21 protein-coding genes are annotated in these 19,553 nt (G+C 63.7%); 16 read left to right on the plus strand and 5 right to left on the minus strand.

Annotated features, from left to right (window positions below):
- From RCH91_RS05520 to dtd, 3 genes are all read left to right on the plus strand, one after another.
- On the plus strand, nucleotides 1-864 hold an 864-nt coding region (locus RCH91_RS05520), incomplete at its 5' end, for an integron integrase (protein WP_306533602.1).
- Nucleotides 865-902: 38 nt separating this feature from the next.
- Nucleotides 903-1,424 carry an O-acetyl-ADP-ribose deacetylase gene (locus RCH91_RS05525; RefSeq protein WP_306533604.1) on the plus strand — a complete coding sequence of 174 codons (522 nt, stop codon included), beginning with the start codon at nucleotides 903-905 and terminating at the stop codon, nucleotides 1,422-1,424.
- Nucleotides 1,421-1,876 carry a D-aminoacyl-tRNA deacylase gene (gene dtd, locus RCH91_RS05530; protein WP_306533605.1) on the plus strand — a complete coding sequence of 152 codons (456 nt, stop codon included), beginning with the start codon at nucleotides 1,421-1,423 and terminating at the stop codon, nucleotides 1,874-1,876. Before RCH91_RS05525 ends, dtd begins: the two co-directional genes overlap by 4 nt.
- A 12-nt stretch (nucleotides 1,877-1,888) precedes the next feature.
- Here dtd and RCH91_RS05535 read toward each other — a convergent pair whose 3' ends face one another.
- On the minus strand, nucleotides 1,889-2,086 hold the full coding sequence (locus tag RCH91_RS05535) for a hypothetical protein (protein WP_306533606.1): 198 nt from the start codon (nucleotides 2,084-2,086) through the stop codon (nucleotides 1,889-1,891).
- Nucleotides 2,087-2,246: 160 nt separating this feature from the next.
- Between RCH91_RS05535 and RCH91_RS05540 the strand changes: the two genes are divergently transcribed.
- From RCH91_RS05540 to RCH91_RS05550, 3 genes are read left to right on the plus strand one after another with little or no spacing between them, the layout of a single operon-like run.
- The gene (locus tag RCH91_RS05540) at nucleotides 2,247-3,104 is read left to right on the plus strand and encodes a TIGR02757 family protein (RefSeq protein WP_306533608.1); all 858 of its coding nucleotides are present in this window, start codon (nucleotides 2,247-2,249) and stop codon (nucleotides 3,102-3,104) included.
- Nucleotides 3,101-4,861, plus strand: a complete 1,761-nt coding sequence (pabB, locus tag RCH91_RS05545) for an aminodeoxychorismate synthase component I (RefSeq protein ID WP_306533609.1) — start codon at nucleotides 3,101-3,103, stop codon at nucleotides 4,859-4,861. Before RCH91_RS05540 ends, pabB begins: the two co-directional genes overlap by 4 nt.
- A gap of 21 nt (nucleotides 4,862-4,882) precedes the next feature.
- Nucleotides 4,883-5,746: an NAD(P)-dependent oxidoreductase gene (locus RCH91_RS05550; protein WP_306533611.1), complete on the plus strand. Its 864-nt coding sequence runs from the start codon at nucleotides 4,883-4,885 to the stop codon at nucleotides 5,744-5,746.
- An 84-nt stretch (nucleotides 5,747-5,830) separates the two neighbouring features.
- Here RCH91_RS05550 and RCH91_RS05555 read toward each other — a convergent pair whose 3' ends face one another.
- A complete protein-coding gene (locus tag RCH91_RS05555; protein ID WP_306533613.1) occupies nucleotides 5,831-6,424 on the minus strand; it encodes a M23 family metallopeptidase in 594 nt (197 codons plus the stop codon).
- A gap of 23 nt (nucleotides 6,425-6,447) precedes the next feature.
- A complete protein-coding gene (locus tag RCH91_RS05560) occupies nucleotides 6,448-6,579 on the minus strand; it encodes a hypothetical protein (protein WP_306533614.1) in 132 nt (43 codons plus the stop codon).
- A 253-nt stretch (nucleotides 6,580-6,832) separates the two neighbouring features.
- Here RCH91_RS05560 and typA point away from each other — a divergent pair, with 253 nt between their 5' ends.
- The 9 genes from typA to mltG all read left to right on the plus strand — a co-directional run bounded on the left by typA (nucleotide 6,833) and on the right by mltG (nucleotide 13,330).
- Complete coding sequence (typA, locus tag RCH91_RS05565) at nucleotides 6,833-8,629, plus strand: translational GTPase TypA (RefSeq protein ID WP_306533615.1); 1,797 nt, start codon at nucleotides 6,833-6,835, stop codon at nucleotides 8,627-8,629.
- A 106-nt stretch (nucleotides 8,630-8,735) separates the two neighbouring features.
- The gene (locus RCH91_RS05570) at nucleotides 8,736-9,491 is read left to right on the plus strand and encodes an outer membrane protein assembly factor BamD (RefSeq protein ID WP_306533617.1); all 756 of its coding nucleotides are present in this window, start codon (nucleotides 8,736-8,738) and stop codon (nucleotides 9,489-9,491) included.
- Nucleotides 9,491-9,883, plus strand: coding sequence for a nuclear transport factor 2 family protein (locus RCH91_RS05575; protein ID WP_306533619.1), 393 nt, complete (start codon nucleotides 9,491-9,493; stop codon nucleotides 9,881-9,883). Before RCH91_RS05570 ends, RCH91_RS05575 begins: the two co-directional genes overlap by 1 nt.
- A 7-nt stretch (nucleotides 9,884-9,890) precedes the next feature.
- Nucleotides 9,891-10,265 (plus strand): fluoride efflux transporter CrcB, encoded by a 375-nt coding sequence (crcB, locus tag RCH91_RS05580; protein WP_306533620.1) that lies wholly within the window; start codon nucleotides 9,891-9,893, stop codon nucleotides 10,263-10,265.
- A gap of 11 nt (nucleotides 10,266-10,276) precedes the next feature.
- Complete coding sequence (locus RCH91_RS05585) at nucleotides 10,277-10,624, plus strand: DUF190 domain-containing protein (protein ID WP_306533622.1); 348 nt, start codon at nucleotides 10,277-10,279, stop codon at nucleotides 10,622-10,624.
- Nucleotides 10,625-10,630: 6 nt separating this feature from the next.
- The gene (locus tag RCH91_RS05590; RefSeq protein WP_306533623.1) at nucleotides 10,631-11,143 is read left to right on the plus strand and encodes a rhodanese-like domain-containing protein; all 513 of its coding nucleotides are present in this window, start codon (nucleotides 10,631-10,633) and stop codon (nucleotides 11,141-11,143) included.
- Nucleotides 11,143-11,559, plus strand: coding sequence for a MauE/DoxX family redox-associated membrane protein (locus tag RCH91_RS05595; protein WP_306533624.1), 417 nt, complete (start codon nucleotides 11,143-11,145; stop codon nucleotides 11,557-11,559). Before RCH91_RS05590 ends, RCH91_RS05595 begins: the two co-directional genes overlap by 1 nt.
- Nucleotides 11,560-11,632: 73 nt before the next feature.
- Nucleotides 11,633-12,217, plus strand: a complete 585-nt coding sequence (gene plsY / locus RCH91_RS05600) for a glycerol-3-phosphate 1-O-acyltransferase PlsY (RefSeq protein WP_306533625.1) — start codon at nucleotides 11,633-11,635, stop codon at nucleotides 12,215-12,217.
- Nucleotides 12,218-12,241: 24 nt separating this feature from the next.
- The gene (gene mltG / locus RCH91_RS05605; protein WP_306533626.1) at nucleotides 12,242-13,330 is read left to right on the plus strand and encodes an endolytic transglycosylase MltG; all 1,089 of its coding nucleotides are present in this window, start codon (nucleotides 12,242-12,244) and stop codon (nucleotides 13,328-13,330) included.
- 145 nt (nucleotides 13,331-13,475) lie between these two features.
- On the opposite strand, the gene RCH91_RS05610 is transcribed toward mltG, so the two are convergent.
- Together RCH91_RS05610 and RCH91_RS05615 are read right to left on the minus strand one after the other, a co-directional pair.
- On the minus strand, nucleotides 13,476-15,974 hold the full coding sequence (locus RCH91_RS05610) for a molybdopterin-dependent oxidoreductase (protein WP_306533627.1): 2,499 nt from the start codon (nucleotides 15,972-15,974) through the stop codon (nucleotides 13,476-13,478).
- Between the two features lie 121 nt (nucleotides 15,975-16,095).
- Nucleotides 16,096-18,114, minus strand: coding sequence for an FAD-dependent oxidoreductase (locus RCH91_RS05615; protein ID WP_306533628.1), 2,019 nt, complete (start codon nucleotides 18,112-18,114; stop codon nucleotides 16,096-16,098).
- Nucleotides 18,115-18,359: 245 nt separating this feature from the next.
- Between RCH91_RS05615 and RCH91_RS05620 the strand changes: the two genes are divergently transcribed.
- Nucleotides 18,360-19,484: an aminopeptidase gene (locus RCH91_RS05620; protein WP_373694367.1), complete on the plus strand. Its 1,125-nt coding sequence runs from the start codon at nucleotides 18,360-18,362 to the stop codon at nucleotides 19,482-19,484.
- The last annotated feature ends 69 nt before the right edge of the window (nucleotides 19,485-19,553 follow it).

Consider the following 19,553-nt stretch of genomic DNA (forward strand, 5'->3'; position numbering starts at 1 on the left):
TTCATCCTCTTTCACAACAAGCGTCACCCCCAGGAGATGGGCAAGACGGAGGTTGAGGCGTTCCTCACCCACCTGGCCGTGACCCACAAGGTCTCGGCCTCTACCCAGAACCAGGCACGGGCCGCGATCCTCTTTCTCTACCGCGAGGTGCTCGAAACCGAGCTCCCCTGGCTCGATGACGTTGAGCAGGCGAAGAAACCCCAGCGCCTGCCGGTTGTTCTGACGGTGGGCGAAGTCCAGACGCTGCTGTCACGCCTGGCGGGCACCCATGAGCTGATGGCACGCCTTCTGTACGGCAGCGGCATGCGCATCATGGAATGCGTGCGCCTGCGGGTGAAGGATGTGGACCTGGAGCGGCGCGAGATTGTCGTGCGCGAGGGAAAGGGGGCGAAGGACCGCGTGACGATGCTTCCCCTGTCGCTGGTGGAGCCCCTGCGGGCGCACCTTGCCAAGGTGAAGCTGATCCATGGGGATGACCTTGGTGCGGGGCTCGGAGAAGTCCACCTCCCCGCTGCCCTGGCGCGGAAGTATCCCACGGCGGGACGGGAGTGGGGATGGCAGTACGTTTTCCCTTCCCAGCGCCTGTCGGTTGATCCCCGTACAGGGGTTACCCGACGCCATCATCGCGACGAGCAGGGGTTGCAGCGTTCGGTAAAAGAGGCTTCCCGCGCCGCGGGAATCGCCAAGCTCGTCACCCCCCACACCCTGCGCCACTCCTTCGCGACGCACCTCCTCCAGTCGGGGTACGACATCCGCACGGTGCAGGAGCTTCCGGGCCACAAGGATGTGCAGACGACGATGATCTACACCCATGTGCTGAACCGGGGGGGCAAGGGGGTGGAAAGTCCCCTGGATCGGTTGTAGAATTGACCGGCAACCTAATCGGGCACGGAGGGAACGCCATGAAGGAAAAGATCGAGATCATAACGGGGGATATCACGAAGCTGGCGGTGGATGCCATTGTGAACGCGGCCAACGAGTCGCTCCTGGGGGGGGGCGGGGTGGACGGCGCCATCCACCGGGCCGCGGGGCCGGAGCTGTTGGCGGAATGCCGCACCCTGAACGGCTGCCCGACGGGGGACGCGAAGATGACGAAGGGGTACCGGCTGCCGGCGAAGCACGTGATCCACACGGTGGGGCCGGTGTGGCACGGGGGGGCGAAGGGGGAGCCGGAGAAGCTCCGGAGCTGCTACCGCCGCTGTTTCGACGTGGCCCACGGAGCCGGCCTCACGTCCATCGCGTTTCCGGCCATCAGCTGCGGGGTCTACGGCTATCCGCTGGATGAGGCGTGCACCATCGCCCTGGAGGAGACCAAGGCCGCCCTGGAACGCTACCCGGAGCTTCAGCGGGTGATCTTCACCCCCTTCGGGGCGGCGGCGGAGGCGGCCTACCGGGCAGCTCTGGCGAGGGTGTTCGGGGCATGAAGGCGGTGATCCAGCGGGTGAGCGAGGCGCGGGTGGTGGTGGACGGCGAGACCGTGGGGGCCATCGGCCGGGGGATTCTGGTCCTTCTCGGGGTGGAAAAGGGGGACACGGAACGGGATGCGGCGTGGCTGGCGGAGAAGATTGCCGGGCTGCGCATCTTCGAGGACGAGGCGGGGAAGATGAACCTGTCGGTGCGGGAGGTGGCCGGGGGAATCCTTGCCGTGTCCCAGTTCACCCTGGCGGGGAACTGCGCCAAGGGGCGGCGCCCCTCCTTCGACACGGCAGCCCCGCCCGACGAGGGGAAGCGGCTCTACGACTGCTTCACGGACTTCGTGCGGGAGACCGGCATCCCCACGGCCACGGGGATCTTCCAGGCGGACATGAAGGTGCACCTGGTGAACGACGGACCGGTGACGTTCATCTTGGAGAGCCCGAAGGCTATCGGGGGATAATCCCCACGGCAATCATGGTCCCTTCCTCGATCTTCGAAGGTGCTCGCTCGCCGCCCCCTCCAGGGCTTCGTCCAGGTCGGCAGCGGTGCCGGCATAGGCTTGGGCATAGGAAACCAGTTCTTCGTTAACAGCATTGACCCGCTGCGGCCTCACCCACTCTACCTCCGCCGGAAGAGGAAGATGGGAATTGTGCATCAGTGATGTTTTCATGGCAGACCTCCTGTCATAAGAATATGCCCGCATAGACAAGAGCGCAAGAAGGACATGTTCACCGAAGCGTGGCCTCCCCTTTTTCCGTTTGGCGCTTCCCGCCGCCGTGGTGTACCATAGCGGCTTTCCGCGCCCACTTTACTCCCCCGGGAGCTGACCGTTGGACATCAAGGCCGTCCTCGACAATCTCTACGCATCCCGCTCGCCCCGCCACCTGGCGAACGACCCCCTCTCCTTCTGCCACCGCTATGCCTCCCCCGAGGACCGGGAGATCGCGGGGCTCGTGGCGTCGTGCCTCGCCTACGGCAACGTGAAGATCATCCTCCGGAACCTGGAGGCGGTCTTTGCCGCCCTGGGGCCGTCGCCCCGGCGATTCGTGGAGAATTTCGAACCGAAAGAGGGGCTGCGGCGCTTCGCCGGCTTCAAGCACCGCTTCAACGACGGCCGCGACCTCTGCGCGCTGCTGCTGGCGGCCCGGACCATGATCGAGGAGGCGGACACCATCGGCGATTTCTTCCTGGGGTGCCACGATCCCCATGCCGAGGATATCACCCCCTCCCTTATCGAGTTCAGCGCCGCCATCCTCGCCTTTGACTACGCCCCGGTCTTCGGCACCGATGCCATCCCCGCCGATTCCTACTTCCCCTTCTTCTTCCCCTCTCCTGCATCGGGGAGCGCCTGCAAGCGGCTCTGCATGTACCTGCGCTGGATGGTCCGCCCCGCCGACGGCATCGACCTGGAGGTCTGGAAGGGGGTCTCCCCGGCCCAGCTGGTAATCCCCGTGGACGCCCACATCCAGCGGATCTGCCGCCACCTGGGGTTCACGAAGCGGAAGCAGGCCGACTGGCGCATGGCCCGGGAGATCACGGCGGCCCTCCGGCGCCTGGACCCGGCCGACCCGGTGAAGTACGATTTCCCCCTCTGCCACCTGGGAATCTCGGAAGGGTGCGACGGCACGGTGCAGCCCCTCTGCCGGGAATGCCCGGTGGTGAAGCTGTGCGGGGCGGGTGCGCCATGAGCGGGATGCCGGCCGTCACCCTGGCGTCCTTCGCGCCGGAACACCACCCGTCCTCGTATCGCTTCGAGGGATTCGTGGAGGAGATCAGGGCCCGCACCCCCGAGGAGGTGGTCCCGGCCCTGAAGAGGGTTGAGGAGGCCGCGGCCCGGGGGCTCCACGCGGCGGGCTTTGTCTCCTACGAGGCGGCGGCGGGGCTCGGCACCGGCCTCGCCACCCACCCGGCCGGCTCCCAGCCGCTTCTCTGGTTCGGCCTGTTCGAGAAGCGTTTCGGTTTCTCGCCCCGCCTCCCCGACGCGGAGGAAGGGGAAGAGGCCTACGACACCACCCGCTGGGAGCCCACCCTCCCCCCCGAGGCATATGAAATCGCCATGGGGCGCATCAGAGAGTACATCGCCGCCGGCGACACCTACCAGGTTAACTTCACCTTCCGCCAGCGCTTCGCCTTCACGGGGGACCCCGGGGCCTACTTCGGCGACCTCTGCCGCGCCCAGAAGGCCCCCTTCTGCGCCCATCTGGACCTGGGACGCTTCCAGATCCTGTCGGCATCCCCCGAACTCTTCTTCGAGCTGCGCCACGGCCTCCTCACCTGCCGCCCCATGAAGGGGACCGCACCCCGGGGACGCTGGCGGAGCGAGGACGAGCAGCTCAAGACCCGCCTTGCCGAGAGCGAGAAGGAGCGGGCCGAGAACCTGATGATCGTGGACCTTATGCGCAACGACCTGGGGATGGTGGCGAAGACCGGGTCGGTGCAGGTGGACGGGCTCTTCGCGGTGGAGACCCTGGATACGGTCCACCAAATGACCTCAACCATCACGGCACGGCTGCGGGAGGGGGTAGACCTGCCGGAGCTCTTCCGGGCCCTCTTCCCCTGCGGCTCCGTGACCGGCGCCCCCAAGAAGCGGAGCATGGAGATCATCCGGGAGCTGGAGGATTCTCCCCGGGGGGTCTACACCGGCTGCATCGGCCACGTGTCGCCCGGCGGGGAGATGACCTTCAGCGTCGCCATTCGCACCGTGGTCATCGACACCGAAACGGGGGCAGGAGAACTGGGTATCGGCAGCGGGGTCACCATCGGCTCCCAGGCCGGGGACGAGTATCGCGAGTGCCTCGCCAAGGCCCGCTTCGCCCGCACGCGCCTCCCCGACTTCCAGCTGGTGGAGACCATGCTTTACGAGGAAGACAAGGGGTGCTTCCTCCTGGAACGGCACCTGGCGCGGCTTTTCCGCTCGGCAGCCTACTTCGGCTTCGCCGTCCGCCTCGGCACCATCACCACGGTCCTTGACCACCGCACCGGCGGTCTCGAAGGGAAGCACAAGGTGCGGCTCCTCCTGAACCGGCGGGGGGCCTTTACCATCGAGACCGAGCCGCTCCCCGCCGTGGACGATGCTAATCCGGTGGCAGTCTGCTTCGCCTCGGAGACCGTCGACTCCGCCGATTCGTTCCTCTACCACAAGACCACCCACCGCCCCCTCTACCAGCGGGAGCGGGAGCTGCACCCCGCCTGTGCCGACGTGATCTTCGTGAACGAGCGGGGGGAGGTGACCGAGGCGGCCAACGCCAACGTGGTGGCCCGCATCGGCGACGCACTGGTAACCCCGCCCCTTTCCTGCGGGCTCCTCCCCGGCACCTTCCGGGAGGAGATCCTGGCCCTGGGCCAGGTGCGGGAGCGGGTCATCACCCGGGAGGAGCTGAAGCGGTCAGAGGAGATATTTCTCGTCAACTCGGTCCGGCAGTGGCGCTGGGCGCGGCTGGTTTAATCAGAGAAAAGGAGATATTCCATGCATAAATTCGGTTTCATCGGCCTCGGCATCATGGGAAGCGCCATGGCGAAGAACCTTCTGAAGGCGGGGTTCGGGGTGACGGTCTGGAACCGCTCCCCCGACAAGGCGGAAGAGCTGGTGGCCCTGGGGGCGGAACGGGTCGCGACGCCCAAGGCGGTGGCGGAGTCGTGCCCGGTGACCTTCGCCATGCTGGCCGACCCGGCGGCGGCGGAAGAGGTCTGCTTCGGCAAGCACGGGGTGCTGGAGGGGATCGGCGAGGGGCGGGGCTACGTGGACATGTCCACGGTGGACCCGGCCACTTCCCAGCGGATCGGCGTGGCCGTGGTGGCCAAGGGGGGACGGTTCCTGGAGGGGCCGGTGTCGGGGAGCAAGAAGCCGGCCGAGGACGGCACTCTCATCATCCTGGCCGCCGGCGACCGGAGCCTTTACGACGAGGCGCTCCCCGGCTTCGAGAAGATGGGGAAGAAGATTGTGCATCTGGGCGATGTGGGGAAAGGGGCCGAGATGAAGCTTGTGGTGAACATGGTCATGGGCGGGATGATGGCCGTCTTCTGCGAGGGGCTGGCCCTGGGGGGAAAGGCGGGGCTCGCCACGGATGCAATCCTCGATGTGATGGGCGCCGGCGCCGTGGCAAATCCCATGTTTGCCCTGAAGGGGGGGCTCATCCGGGACGGGAACTTCGCGCCGGCCTTCCCCCTGAAGCACATGCAGAAGGACCTGCGGCTGGCGGTTGCCCTGGGTGATCGGGTGGGTCAGCCCCTCGTTGCCTCCGCTGCGGCCAACGAGCTCTTCAAGGGAGCCCGGGCCGCGGGCTTCGGCGACGAAGACTTCGCGGCCCTCTTCAAGACCATGGACCGGTAACAACCGGTGAAGGCCCTTTTCTCCCTCCTGGCGGTGGGGCTCCTGATGGGGGCCTTCCACTATCCTCTCTGAGGATCTTCGCCCTTACGGCAGCTCCTCGCCCCCCGGCAGGGCAAGCCCGGCCAGGGGGTGCCGCCGGGAATCCTCGCCTTCGTCACCCTCCCCCTGTCCGGCAACGTGCTCCTCGACCCAGCCGTTCACCTTCTCGGCCACCATGGCCTTCAGCTGCTCCTCCAGCCGCTCCCGCGCCTTCTTGTCATAGCCGGGGATCTGCCGCACCTCGTAGTGGACGTGGGGGCCGGTGGAGCGCCCCGTGCTCCCCGCCAGAGCGATGACGGTTTTCGTGTCCACCGCCTGGCCCGCCGTGACGCGAATCGCCGAATTGTGGCCGTAAAGGGTCACGTAGCCGTTGCCGTGGTCCACGGCCACCAGGTTGCCGTACCCCTTGTAGGGGCCGGCGTAGGAGACGGTCCCCCGCTGGGTCGGATAGACCGGGGTTCCCTCGGGGACGGCGATGTCGACCCCCTGGTGGTAGCTCATCCGGCCGCTGCCGAAGGGGTCGAGGCGCCAGCCGATGCCGGAGGTGACGGTGCCTCCGTCCACCGGCAATTGGCGCGAGGCAGCGGCAAGGGCGGGAATGAGAAGAAGGGAAAGAGTATAGGCAATGATCCGTTTCATGGGGTTTTCACCATCCGGTCCGGCTACTTGGCGAGGCCGAACACGATAAGGGTAAGGGAGAAGACGAGCAGGCAGAACATGGCTGCCAGGATGGGCCTGTCGCCGTTTGCCGCGCCTTCCCTGAGGGTACGAATGAAGTCTCTGATGATCGACATGGGCTCACCTTCGGGTAATCGGTCTCTCTTTTCAAAGCAACATATATGCCACGGATCAGGCCGCCGAGGCAACCCTTTTATCCCAAATTTAGCTTGTCTTTTCATCGGAATATTGACATACTGACGTGTTTTTGGGACGAGCCGGCGCTCGTCTTTTTCATTTACCGGAAACAAGAACACAAGGTCCCCCTCCCACCCAATCCATCTATCCCTTGAATCTATCGCCATACGGCAGAAGGAGCACGCACCACCCATGCAAGAACGGATCAGGAACATCGCCATTATCGCCCACGTCGACCACGGCAAGACCACCCTCGTGGACGCCATGCTGAAGCACGCGGGGGTTTTCCGCGAAAACGAGGCCATCACCGAGCGGGTCATGGACTCCAACGACCTGGAGAAAGAGCGGGGGATCACCATCCTCGCCAAGAACCTCTCGGTTCACCACGGCCGCTACAAGATCAACATCATTGACACCCCGGGCCACGCCGACTTCGGCGGCGAGGTGGAGCGGGTCCTGAAGATGGTGGACTCGGTGCTCCTGCTGGTGGACGCCCTGGACGGCCCCATGCCCCAGACCCGCTTCGTCCTCAAGAAGTCCCTGGATCTGGGCCTCAAGCCCATCGTGGTCATCAACAAGATCGATCGCCCCGGCGCCCGGGCCGACGAAGTGGTGGACATGGTGTTCGACCTCTTCTGCGAGTTGAACGCCAAAGACGAGCAGCTGGACTTCCCCATCGTCTACACCAGCGCCAAGCTGGGCTACGCCAAGCTGGACCTGGCCTCCGAGTCCAACAGCATGGAGCCCCTCTTCGCGGTGATCGAAAGCAACGTCCACCCGCCGGCCGGCGACCCCAAGGCGCCGTTCCAGCTCCTGGTCACCAACATCGACTACAACGACTACATCGGCCGCATCGCCACGGGCAAGATCTTCAACGGCAGCGTGAAGGCCGGCGAGCAGGTGGCGCTGGTGCGCCGCGACGGCAGCGTGGTGCGGGGGCGTATCTCCAAGCTCCTGGGGTACGAGGGGCTCAAGCAGGTGGAGATCGCGGAGGCATGCACCGGCGACATCGTCACCGTGGCCGGCTTTGACGAGGTGGGGATCGGCGAAACCCTGGCCGCCGCCGACAATCCCGTGGCCCTCCCCTACGTCTCCATCGACGAGCCGACCATCGCCATGAACTTCATCGTAAACTCCTCCCCCTTTGCCGGCAAGGAGGGGAAATTCGTCACCTCCCGCAACATCCGCGACCGGCTGGACAAGGAGCTGCGGACCAACGTGTCGCTCCGCGTCGAGGACACTGGCAACGCCGACACCTTCAAGGTCTCGGGCCGCGGCGAGCTTCACCTCTCCATCCTCATCGAGAACATGCGGCGCGAGGGGTTCGAGATGGCGGTCTCCAAGCCCGAAGTCATCATGCGTGAGATCGACGGCAAGAAGATGGAGCCCATGGAGTACCTGGTGGTGGACGTCCCCAGCGAGTTCCAGGGGGCCATCATCGAGAAGATGGGCCCCCGCAAGGGGGAGATGACCTCCATGCAGCCCATGGGTGAGACGGTGCGGCTGGAGTTCATCGTGCCGGCCCGTGGCCTCATCGGCCTTCGGGGCGAGCTTCTCACCGATACCCGCGGCACCGCGGTCATGACCCATACCTTCCACGACTACGCCCCCTACAAGGGCGACATCCCGGGACGCAAGAACGGAGTCCTCATCGCCATGGAAAACGGCGAGACCACCGCCTACTCCCTGGACGGTCTCCAGCCCCGGGGCATCCTCTTCATCGGCCCCGGCACCGAGGTCTACGGCGGCATGGTCATCGGCCAGCACGCCAAGGACAACGACCTGGACGTGAACCCCTGCAAGGGGAAAAAGCTCACCAACGTCCGGGCCTCGGGCTCCGACGACGCCATCAAGCTCACCCCGCCGCGCATCCTGACCCTGGAGCAGGCCCTGGAGTTCATCGACGACGATGAGCTGGTTGAGGTGACCCCCCAGTCGATCCGGCTCCGCAAGAAGGAGCTGGACCCGAACCGGCGCAAGCGGAAGTAACGCCCCTGCCGTCCCGCTCCTTCGGGGGCGGGACGGAACTTTGCGTTGACTTTGTCAGGGGATTTCACTACTTTTTCTCTGATACCAGACGGAAGGCGGGACCCCCATGAACCGTATCCAGCGACCCTCTCTCTACCCTTTTCTTATACTCTTTGCTCTTGCGGCCGCCGGCTGCGCCACCACACCGGATTCGGTGAGCCGCAACCCGGAAGCCATGGCCAAGGCGGCAGAGGAGTTCCAGAGCTCCGGCCGCAACGAAGATGCCATCGCCCAATGGCGCAAGGTGCGCGAAAGCTACGCCTCGCCGGAGCTCACCGCCCTGGCCGAGATCAAGATCGCCGACGCCCAGTTCGACGAGAAGAACTACATCGAGGCGGCCGCCTCCTACGAGGAGTTCCGCAAGCTCCACCCCAACCACGAGAAGGCCCCCTACGCCCTCTACCGCCAGGGACTCAGCCACTACGAGCAGATCACCGGCATCGACACCGACCAGACGCCGGTGGCCAACACGATTACCCTGTTCGAGTCGTTCCTGCGCACCTATCCTTCCTCCGAGCACGCCGAGGAAGTCAGGAACAAGCTTGAGATCTGCCGCATGAAGCAGGTGGAGCACGAGGTCTACGTGGGGCGCTTCTACTACCGGACCGACCGGTACGGGGCAGCCGTCAAGCGCCTGGAGGAGGCCCTGAAGAAGTATCCCCGGTCCCCGGTCCACGACGAAACCCTCTTCTACCTGGGCTCTTCCTACATCCGCTCCGGCGATAAGGCCAAGGGGCGCGATGCCTTCCAGAAGCTTTTCACCGAGTACCAGACGAGCAAATACGTGAACGAAGCCCGGAAGTTCCTGGACAAGAATTACTGATGCGCACGCTGCTGGCGGCCCTGTTCCTCCTCGCCTTGGCCGGCTGCACCCCGGAGCAGCGCACGGTGGAGGAGGTGATGCGGCAGCGGGAGCAGGCCCTGGCCACCGCGGACGCAACCCTCTACGCATCGCTCATTTCCCCCGCATACCGGGACAAGGGTGTAGACAGCCGCGCCAAGCGGGAGGAGCTGTCCCAAACCCTCGCCTCCTTCGGCCCCGTCGCCTACCGCTCCCTCGGCCGCGACATTGCGGTCCATGGCGACTCCGCCACCGTGACCGGCCGTTACGCCATGAAGGTGACCGTGGCCGGAAAGCCCCTTGAACTTGCCGGCGAGGAGACCATCCGGCTTCGCCGCGACGCGGGGGACTGGAAAATCGTCGGGGGCATCTGACCTCTCCATGCAAACCATCATCGCCATAGCCTTTTTCGGCGCCCTCGGCTGCCTTGCTCGCTACCTCCTCTCGGGGTGGGTCTACGCCCTGGCCGGCAGGGGGTTCCCCTACGGCACCCTGGCGGTGAACGTGGCGGGGGCCTTCCTCATCGGCCTCATCATGGAGTTCGGCCTCCGCACGACCCTTATCCCCCAGGAATTGAGGGTCGGGCTCACCATTGGCTTCCTCGGGGGCCTCACCACCTTCTCCACCTTCAGCTATGAAACCTTCCGGCTCCTGGAGGAGGGAGAATTCGTCACCGCGGCCGTGAATGTCCTTGCCAGTGTCCTCGTCTGCCTCGTCTGCACCTGGGCAGGGATCATGACGGCGCGGCACCTGTAACGGGAGAAACCATGTCCAAGCTCATCGGCGAACAGGTCCTCATGCGCATCTTCATCGGCGAGGGGGACAAGCACGGCCGCAGGCCCCTCCACGAGGCCCTCGTGGAACTCTTCCGTCAGGAGGGGTTCGCCGGGGCCACGGTGCTGCGGGGAGTTGCCGGGTTCGGCGCCCGCAGCGTCTACCACACCGACAAGCTCCTGCGCCTCTCCGCCGACCTCCCCCTCGTGGTGGAGGTGGTGGACTCCCAGGAGCGGTTCGACGCGATCATGCCAAAGATCGACGCCATGATGAGCGGGGGGATGATTACGCTGGAGAAGGCCACGGTCATCCACTACGACCACCGCAGGGAGAAGGAGTAGCACCCCATGAAGACCGACGTAAAGCGCCTCGCCGCCGAAATGGCGGCGATCGTCCTCATAGCTGCCGCCATCGGCATCGCCTTTAACCACCGACTCCTCCTGGAGGTTTTCCGGGGGCAGGAATCCCAGGCTCCGGCTGCGGCCGCCACCGCAACCCCGTCGACGCCGGCCGCGGCCGCAACACCGCTCCCCCTGGGACTCATGCAGGTGAAGGAACTCGTTGACACCGGCGAGGCAATCATCATCGACGCCCGGGACCGGGAAACCTTCCGCAAAGGTCATATCAGGGGAGCCGTCTCCCTCCCCCTGGGAGAGGCTGAAGGACTCATCTCCCCCTTTGCGGAACGGACCCCCAAGGACAGGCTTCTCGTGGTGTACTGCGGCGGCTACGACTGCCATGACAGCAGACTCCTGGGGGAGAAGCTCCTGGCGGCCGGCTTCGGCCAGGTCTTCATCTACGAAGGGGGATTCCCCGAGTGGCGGGACGCAGGCCATCCCGTGGCAATGGGAGGCGAGTGATGGAACCGGTCAAGAAGCACCTCACGGCAGTCCTCCGGGTGGGCCTCGGCGCCCTTTTCCTCTACGCGGGGGTCATCAAGATCATCAATCCCGCCGCTTTCGCAGGGAGCGTCGCCAACTATCAGATCCTCCCCTACGCCGGCAACTATCTGGTGGCGGCCATCCTGCCGTGGGTCGAGGTTATCTGCGGCGTCCTGCTGGTCACCGGCTGGCGCGCCCGGAGCGCAGCAGCCCTCGTGGCCCTCATGAACGCGTTCTTCATTGTCCTCCTCTTCTCCACGGTCGTGAGGGGCCTCGACATCGACTGCGGGTGCTTCAAGCAGGGGGGGGAGAAGACTACCGCCTGGACCGCCATCTTCCGGGACACCATGCTCCTGGTGGCCGCCGTTTTCGTCTACCGGAAGGGGACGAAGTAACGCCGCCCACTTGCAGCCGGCGCTGAAATGGGTTACTATTCACGGCGTTTTTTCTGACTTGTCGGAGTTGCACATGCTGAACGAAATCCTTCTCCTGGCCGGGGCATACCTCCTCGGCTCCATACCCACGGGGCTTCTGCTTGCCAAGGCAGCCGGCGTCGACATCCGGAACACCGGAAGCGGCAATATTGGCGCCACCAACGTCTACCGCACCCTTGGCCGGTCCGTCGGCATCGCCACCCTGGTGGGGGACTGCCTCAAGGGGCTTCTTCCGGTTCTCGCCGCCACATACCTGGGGATGGCTGAGATATGGGTGGCTCTCGCGGGTCTCGCCGCCTTTCTGGGGCACGTCTACACGGTATTTCTCGGCTTCAAGGGGGGTAAGGGTGTCGCCACCGCCCTCGGCGTATTCCTCGGCATCTCGCCCCTGTCGGTCCTGGTGGCCCTCGGCATCTTCATGGCCGTTGTCGCCACCTCCCGCTACATCTCCCTCGGCTCCATCGCCGCTGCTGCGGCCATGCCCCCCATCGTGGCGTTCCTGGACGGACGCCCTCCCTTCGTCGGCGTGACCCTTGTCATCGCCCTTCTTGTCATCTGGAAACACCGGGAAAACATCCAGCGATTGCGGGCAGGGACGGAAAACCGCTTCAAGGCCTGACGCCCAATCCCGGCACCCGCTCCCATGGAAGATTCGATCCCACCACAAGACCAATCCGCCAGCGAAACCAGCGAGACGCAGCACCGCTTCGCGTTCCTGAAGAATCGGCACATCCAGGCGGCACTGCTCCTTGCCCTTCTCCTGCTCGTTGCCCTACCCCTCCGCTACGCCTATTTTCTCGCCTTTCCCGCAGGAGACGGCAGTACCGTGCGAATCGTCGACTTCGCCAAGGGGGAGCCTCTCGCACAGATCGCCGCCGATCTGGAACGGGAGAGGATTGTATCCAGCGCACGTCTCTTCGTCGTCCACGCACGCCTCAAGGGGGCAGACGGCCGGCTCCAGGCCGGGGAATACCAGTTCAGCGACGGGATGCGGCCCACGGAGATTCTCCGCAAAATGGTGACCGGCGAGATCAATGTCCGCCGGTTCGCCATCCCCGAAGGGTACTCCATCCACCAGGTCGCCGAGCTCCTTGAGAGCCAGAAACTCTTCAGCAGGGAAGGATTCATTAAGGCTGCCACCGACCCGACACTCCTGGCCGAACTGGGCGTAGAGGGGAATAGTGTCGAGGGATACCTTTTCCCGAGCACCTACAACGTAACCCGAAAAATGGACGAAGCAGCCCTCATCCGGGCCATGGCGGCCCAATTCAACAAGATCTATGGTGAACGTTTCGTCGAGGCGACACGCCGCAGCGGCATGACGAGGCACGAGGTTGTGACCCTCGCCTCCCTCATCGAGAAGGAGGCCGTGGTTGCTGCCGAACGCCCCCTCATCTCATCCGTCTTTCACAACCGTCTTGCCCGGGGGATGCGCCTGCAGAGCGACCCGACCGCCGTCTACGGCGTGAGGGCCTTCGGCGGCACCGTCACGAAACAGGACATCGAGCGCCACACCCCCTACAATACCTATCTCATCACCGCCCTTCCCCCCGGCCCCATCGGCAATCCCAGCGAAGGAGCCATCGAGGCCGCCCTCACCCCTGCCCGCACCGGATACCTCTACTTCGTCGCCAAGAAAGACGGCACCCACCACTTTTCCACCACCCTCGACGAGCACAACGCCGCCGTCAACACCTATCTGAAGAGCAACCGCACCGGCGCCGCTCACTAACAGGCGCCACTGGCTATCAGAAGCCCTCGCTTCACTCCGCCTTCCCGCACACCCACGACAAAACCCTTGAACATCGGGGACAAAAAAACCCCGCCGTATGACACAGCGGGGTTTTTCCAACCAAATGGAATGATATTCTGAGTTCTTACGCTTTCTCCACCTTCACCGACGCGCTGCCGGCTCCCTTTCCAAGGAGAGCATTCACGTTCATGCTGCGGAAATGGTACGGAGCAAAAAGAAGCCCAGGTTGTACGCTGTTCGTCACCCGCGCAGGGCCGGTGACGCTCGCAGTCCCCGCGGAGAGGCGAAGCGCGGCGCCGTCCGACACACCCAGTTTGGCGGCATCGTCCGGATGGATCTCGACATAGCCCGCGGGCGCAACCTCGCCGTTGTTCTTTGACCAGGTAGTAGTGGTGCCGCTGTGGTACAGGATGGCACCGGGAAGAAGCGTATAGGACTGCGCCGAGGGTGCTGCCGGACGTGCTACCCCCATGACGGCGAGGGAGATGGGTCCAGCGGCAGGGAATGCTGCCGGAAGAATGACATCTGCCCCGTACCCCGGAACAAGGCCCGCAATTTCAGCCATGATCGATGCGGGCGACGCCGGACGGCTCTCACCCGTAAGCCGGTTGTAGAGTTCCGTAAGGATGTCCCAGTCCTCGCGGGCCTCTCCCGGGGAGTTTGCCGCCTTGGCGAGGCTCTGTACCCGTCCGTCGATGCTGGTGAATGTGCCGCGCTTTTCTGCCGCCACCGAGGACGGGAAGACAATATGGGCCTGTTTCAGCGACTCGCCGGGGAACGGATCCTGAACGATGAGGAGTTCCAGATTGCCGAAGGCAGTCCTGATTCTCTCCCCCTCGGGGAAGGAGGCAACGGGATCACAGCCAAGGAGATAGAGAGCCTTGATGCTCCCCTGCTCGATCCCCTCGATGATCTGCCACAGATTCTTGCCCGAAGCAGACGCGGCCCGATTGCCCGGAAGCATGTCGGGCGCAACCCCCATATCGAGGAGTCCGCGGATGTTTGTCTTCTCGTAGACCGGGAAGAGACCGCCCGTATCCTTGCCCAAAGCTCCGAGCAAAAGGGAAAGATTCACCAGAGCTGTTACTGCTTCCTCGGCTCCGCTGCTTCGCATCAAATCGGCACCGAAGATGACGGCAACACTTTTTTTCCTGCCGAGCAGGCGCCCAGCAGAGCGAAGGTCCGCCTCGGACACACCGGCGGCTTCCGCGGCATCGGCAACCGATACGGCGCTGAGTGCCGTGGTCAGTTCGGTCAGATTGGCGATGCGGCTTGAAACGAAGTCATTGTCCTGCAGCCCTTCGTCGAGCACGACCCGGGTGAGGGCGTTGATGAGGGTGAGCTCGTTCCCCGGCCGGTATTTGAGGTGACTGTTGGCAAATTTCTTCAGCTTCACGTCCCGCATGTTCGCCAGGACAAGCTTGGCGTCGTTCTTGGTGGCTGCCTTGATCACCCGGTACTCGATGCCGGTGGCTTCGGCATTCAGGTCGCAGCCGAAGACGAGGACGGCGCCGGCCCGATCGATGGCGTCAATGGTTGCGCTGGCCCCCTGGAGGCCCAGCCTTTCACGGAGAACTTTTTGCGCCTGAGCAAAGCCGAGCCGCGCCTCCGAGTCGATATTGCCACTGCCGATGGCACCCCGGAACAGCTTCTGGAAAAGATAGTTCTCCTCATTGGTAACCCGCGGCGAACCGAGCCCGGCAACGGCGTCGGGACCGTACTTGGCGACGATCCCCTTGAGGCCCGCCACTGCAGATCCCATGGCGGCATTCCAGTCAGCCCTGGCGCTGCCGACCATGGGTTCCGTCAACCGCTCAGGGGCGTTTACGTAGCTGTAACCGAATCGGCCGTTGATGCAGAGATTGCCGCTATTGTAGTTCTCATCCTCACTCGTTACCCGCTCGACACGGCCGTTGCGGGTGTGATACTCAATCTGGCAGCCGGTGGAACAGAAGGCGCAGACACTCTTGGTTACATTGAAGGCCCAGGGACGGCCACGGAACTTGAAGGGCTTGCTGATAAGGGTGCCGGTGGGGCAAACGCCGACGCAGTTTCCGCAGAACTCGCAGTTGAGGGGCTTGCCGTCCACGGTGTCGATCACCGTGGCCTCGCCCCGGTTCACCACAGCAATGGCATTGCAGCCCACCACCTCGTGGTCGACCTTGACACATTTTTCACAGAGAATGCAGCGATTCGGGTCGCTCTCGATGAGGGGCCAGTCGTAACGGATCTCCCGCCGCTCAAGAAGTGCCGAGTATTCCTGGCGAGACGCACCCAGACCATAGCAGGCATTCTGGAGATCGCACTCGCCGCCGGCATCACAGACTGGGCAGTCAAGGGGATGGTTGACCAGCATAAGCTCCATGATCTTCTGGCGAATCTTTGAGAGCTTCTCAGACTGGGTCGTAACCTTGATTCCCTCCTTGACCGGCGTGTTGCAGGCGGTCATGGGGCGATCAACACCTTCCACCTCAACCGCACAGACACGGCAAGCGCCGGTGGGCGAGACCTTCTTGAGCCAGCAGAGAGTCGGTATTGTGATACCGAGGAGCGCCGCTGCCTCGAGGATGGTACTCCCCTTGGCTACCGAGATGTCTTTCCCGTCGATTGTAAGACTGACCATATCCGTTTCACCCCTGGAAAGCGGCTCGGGCTCGGGACACACCAGCGCCCGGGGTCGTTACCGACACCCGGGCCGCCATGGCCCCGGCCGTGGGCCGAAGTGACATGCTGACTTGTGTGGACTAGACCGCCGCCATTGCGACGCGGTAGCAACGCAGGCACCGTTCTGCTTCCTGGACTGCCTTGCTGTCGACGAAACCGAGCTCGACTTCCTGGTAGTTCCCCTTGCTGGCCCGCTCCCGGCCATGAACTTCGGCCTGGTGCGCCCTCTCGACGGAATCGAGCCACGGCACCGTTTCTCCCTTGTCGTAAACCGGGAAATTGGTGAGGATGTCCTCCATGAACTCGTCGTCGGTGAGGTAGACCTTCCCCTCTTCCAGCCAGCGCTGGATGACCCGGGCAGCCCGATGTGCATTGCCGATACAGGCAACGACGGTCAGTGGCCCGATCTCGGCATCACCACCGGCAAAGACGCCGTCCAGATCGGTTATGAGGGTCCTGACGAGAGGGTTCCCCATGCCGTCCTTCAGCTCTTTGCCTGCAGCGTCCTTGAGGGGAATATACTTGGTGACCACCGTATTCCATTTGGTGATGTCGATCCCCATGTTCTCGGGAATGAATGAGAGGTCCGGATCCTGGCCGATGGCCGGAATGACCGTATCGCATTCGACCACGAATTCGCTGCCGGGAACCGGCTCGGGGCGACGACGACCAGAGGCATCGGGCTCCCCAAGGGCCATCCGGACGCATTCCACGCCGGTGACCTGCTCGTTCCCGTCGACGATGATTCTGGTGGGGAGCACCTGGAACTCGAAGCGGACCCCCTCCTCATCGGCACCGTCCACCTCCCAGACATCGGCCGGCATCTCCTTGCGGGAGCGGCGATACAGGAGGATCGACTCTTCAGCCCCCTCACGCAACGCAACGCGGACACAGTCAATGGCGGTGTTTCCGCCGCCGACAACGACCACCTTCTTGCCCATGCCGGTGGGGCGTCCCATGTAGGCCTCGCGGAGGAAATCGATCCCCCCCTTGAGGAACCCCTTGTACCCCTTGTCCTCACCCTCTACCCCCATCGGCTTCGAGCGGTGGGCGCCGGGAGCGAGAAAAACGGCATCATACTTTTTCTTGAGATCATCGAGGGAAATATCGATACCGATCCGGGTGTCGTAGATGATCTCAACCCCCATGGAGGCGATGATGTCGATATCGCGCTGCAGCAGGTGCCGCGGCTGGCGGTAGGGGGGAATGCCGACGGCGATCATGCCGCCGCCATATCCTTCGGGCAGAGCCTCATAAATGGTGCAGGGATATCCTTCGAGAGCCAGATAATAGGCACAGGCAAGACCTGCCGGCCCGGCCCCCACGATGGCGACCGTTTTGCTCTTGCGGGGCTTCGGCTTCATGGGGGGCTCGGCGTTGTGCATCCACTCGTAGTCGGAGGCAGAGCGCTTGAGCACCATGATATTGACCGCGTCGTCCACGTTCTTGCGGCGGCAGTGGGTTTCGCACGGATGGGGGCAGACCCGGCCACAGACGGAGGGAAGGGGCATGTTGTCGCGGATGACGGTAAGCGATTCGTCAAAGCGGTATTCCTTGATCGCTTCGATGTAGGCGGGGATGTCGATATGGGCGGGACAGCGGTCCATGCAGGGGGCAGTGTACTTCTCGATGTAGCGATGGGTCGCGACGGGCTTTTGTGCACCCCTTATGTACGCGAGGAAGTCGTCGCGGAAATGCTTCACCGCATCAACGACCGGCACCGTGGACGACTGGCAGAGGGTACATTTGCAGTTGGCCAGCAAATCGCCCAGATCCGTGATGCTATCCAGATGGGCTTCGGTCCCCCTCCCCTCGACAATGGCGGCCAACGCGTCCATGAGGACACGGGTCCCTTTCTTGCCCGGGGTGCATTTGCCGCAGCAGTACAGGGTCTGCACCCTTTTCATGTATTCCGCAGCCATGGCCGGGACATCGACACCCTTGTCGAAAAGAATGATACCGTCCCACCCCATAAAGGCAGCCAGCGACCGTTCCCCGTCCAGGGTAGTCGGGAGCCTGAAGCTCGCGTCCTTGGCCTCGCCCCCTGCGCGGTTATCGACGACAGTCCCACCCCAGCTCGAAAAAACCACCTGTGCCACGCACGCCTCCGTTCAGACCTTCTCAGACAGGGTCAACAGTGCTTAACCATCTGCATTTATTGACTAATTTAACAACTCAAAATTGTATACAGTATGCACTATCTATCACAACATCCTTTGATAAATCAAGGGAAAAATATTGAATAATTGGTCTCCCCTTAGGATTGCCCCCACGCCCACCCCTCTGGTATAGTCTGCGGACGGACCGCGTCGGGGCCGATTCCCGGGAAGAGAGGAGCCAGGCAATGTATCAGGAGGCCTTTGCATCACTGTTTGAGGTAAACATGGGGATTCACAACGGGGAACGGATCCTCGTTTTCAGCGACACACTCCGCCCCGACGAGACACCGGCTCCTGCCGACAGAGACCGCCGCGAGCGGCTACTGCGGGTAGCGGAGGATGCCGCCCAGTTCGCGGACACCGCGTACGGAAACACTGATTTCCTTTCGTACCCTGCCACTGCGGCATCGGGTGCCGAACCGCCGGAGGCGCTCTGGAGGACTGCCTTTGGGGATGCAATCGTCGAGAGCCTCATCGCCGAGGGGCTTCTACCACGGCTTATGGCAAAGGAAACGACGATGCACGACCTGGAGCGGTCCAGGGAACTGGTCCTCGCCCGGAGCCAGGATGTTGCGGACGTGGTGGTTGCCCTAGCCAACAACTCCACGAGCCATACCCGCTTCAGGCTCCTGGTGAACGCGGCGGGAGGGCGCTTCGCAAGCCTTCCCCACTTCGATCCCGAGATGTTCTTTACCTCCATGCGGGTTGATTGGCATGCCCTGGCACAACGGACGAGTCGGCTCGCCGAGGCGGTAAGTGCCGCGACAGAGATCCTTGTGGAGAGCCCCAACGGGACGCGGATGCGGATCGGCAAAGCGGGCCGTCAGGCCAAGGGGGACGACGGTCTCTTGACAGCGGCGGGAAGCTTCGGAAACCTCCCCGCTGGCGAGGTCTACCTGGCTCCCCTCGAAGGTACGAGCGAGGGGGTAATGGTGCTGGAGTACGGGCCGACGCGGAAGCTCTCCTCTCCCCTGGAACTTATCGTGCGCAACGGAATGGTGGTGGAAATTCGCGGAGAGGAGCCACACCGGGAATGGCTCGAGGGGCGTTTTGTCGAGAGCGAAAAAAATCGCAACATCGCCGAACTTGGCATCGGGACCAATGACCGGGCCACCCGGCCAGACAACATCCTGGAGGCAGAGAAGATCCTCGGCACCATTCACATTGCACTCGGCGACAATTCCGGCTTCGGCGGCACGGTCCAGACACCGTTTCACGAGGACTATGTTTTTTACGGTCCGACTCTTACTGCTGTGACCGCCGACGGCTCCCGCACGGAACTGCTGAGGGACGGCACACTGTTGATTTAACTCCCGCCCCTTGTCGCTCGTGAATCGCTCAAGCTTTTCCAATTCCGTCCGATGAGTAGACTGAGAAGT

Origin of the sequence: Geobacter sp., from assembly GCF_030834625.1 — a bacterium.
GTDB lineage: Bacteria > Desulfobacterota > Desulfuromonadia > Geobacterales > Geobacteraceae > Geobacter.

Excerpts from the sequence above, each read along its gene's own strand:
- dtd (WP_306533605.1), top strand. The coding sequence starts at position 1,421 with ATGAAGGCGGTGATCCAGCGGGTGAGCGAGGCGCGGGTGGTGGTGGAC.
- mltG (WP_306533626.1), top strand. The coding sequence starts at position 12,242 with ATGGAAGATTCGATCCCACCACAAGACCAATCCGCCAGCGAAACCAGC.
- RCH91_RS05610 (WP_306533627.1), bottom strand. The coding sequence starts at position 15,974 with ATGGTCAGTCTTACAATCGACGGGAAAGACATCTCGGTAGCCAAGGGG.
- RCH91_RS05595 (WP_306533624.1), top strand. The coding sequence starts at position 11,143 with ATGGAACCGGTCAAGAAGCACCTCACGGCAGTCCTCCGGGTGGGCCTC.
- RCH91_RS05525 (WP_306533604.1), top strand. The coding sequence starts at position 903 with ATGAAGGAAAAGATCGAGATCATAACGGGGGATATCACGAAGCTGGCG.
- RCH91_RS05585 (WP_306533622.1), top strand. The coding sequence starts at position 10,277 with ATGTCCAAGCTCATCGGCGAACAGGTCCTCATGCGCATCTTCATCGGC.
- pabB (WP_306533609.1), top strand. The coding sequence starts at position 3,101 with ATGAGCGGGATGCCGGCCGTCACCCTGGCGTCCTTCGCGCCGGAACAC.
- RCH91_RS05620 (WP_373694367.1), top strand. The coding sequence starts at position 18,360 with ATGTATCAGGAGGCCTTTGCATCACTGTTTGAGGTAAACATGGGGATT.
- RCH91_RS05570 (WP_306533617.1), top strand. The coding sequence starts at position 8,736 with ATGAACCGTATCCAGCGACCCTCTCTCTACCCTTTTCTTATACTCTTT.
- RCH91_RS05590 (WP_306533623.1), top strand. The coding sequence starts at position 10,631 with ATGAAGACCGACGTAAAGCGCCTCGCCGCCGAAATGGCGGCGATCGTC.
- plsY (WP_306533625.1), top strand. The coding sequence starts at position 11,633 with ATGCTGAACGAAATCCTTCTCCTGGCCGGGGCATACCTCCTCGGCTCC.
- RCH91_RS05535 (WP_306533606.1), bottom strand. The coding sequence starts at position 2,086 with ATGAAAACATCACTGATGCACAATTCCCATCTTCCTCTTCCGGCGGAG.
- typA (WP_306533615.1), top strand. The coding sequence starts at position 6,833 with ATGCAAGAACGGATCAGGAACATCGCCATTATCGCCCACGTCGACCAC.
- RCH91_RS05575 (WP_306533619.1), top strand. The coding sequence starts at position 9,491 with ATGCGCACGCTGCTGGCGGCCCTGTTCCTCCTCGCCTTGGCCGGCTGC.
- RCH91_RS05555 (WP_306533613.1), bottom strand. The coding sequence starts at position 6,424 with ATGAAACGGATCATTGCCTATACTCTTTCCCTTCTTCTCATTCCCGCC.
- RCH91_RS05560 (WP_306533614.1), bottom strand. The coding sequence starts at position 6,579 with ATGTCGATCATCAGAGACTTCATTCGTACCCTCAGGGAAGGCGCGGCA.
- RCH91_RS05550 (WP_306533611.1), top strand. The coding sequence starts at position 4,883 with ATGCATAAATTCGGTTTCATCGGCCTCGGCATCATGGGAAGCGCCATG.
- crcB (WP_306533620.1), top strand. The coding sequence starts at position 9,891 with ATGCAAACCATCATCGCCATAGCCTTTTTCGGCGCCCTCGGCTGCCTT.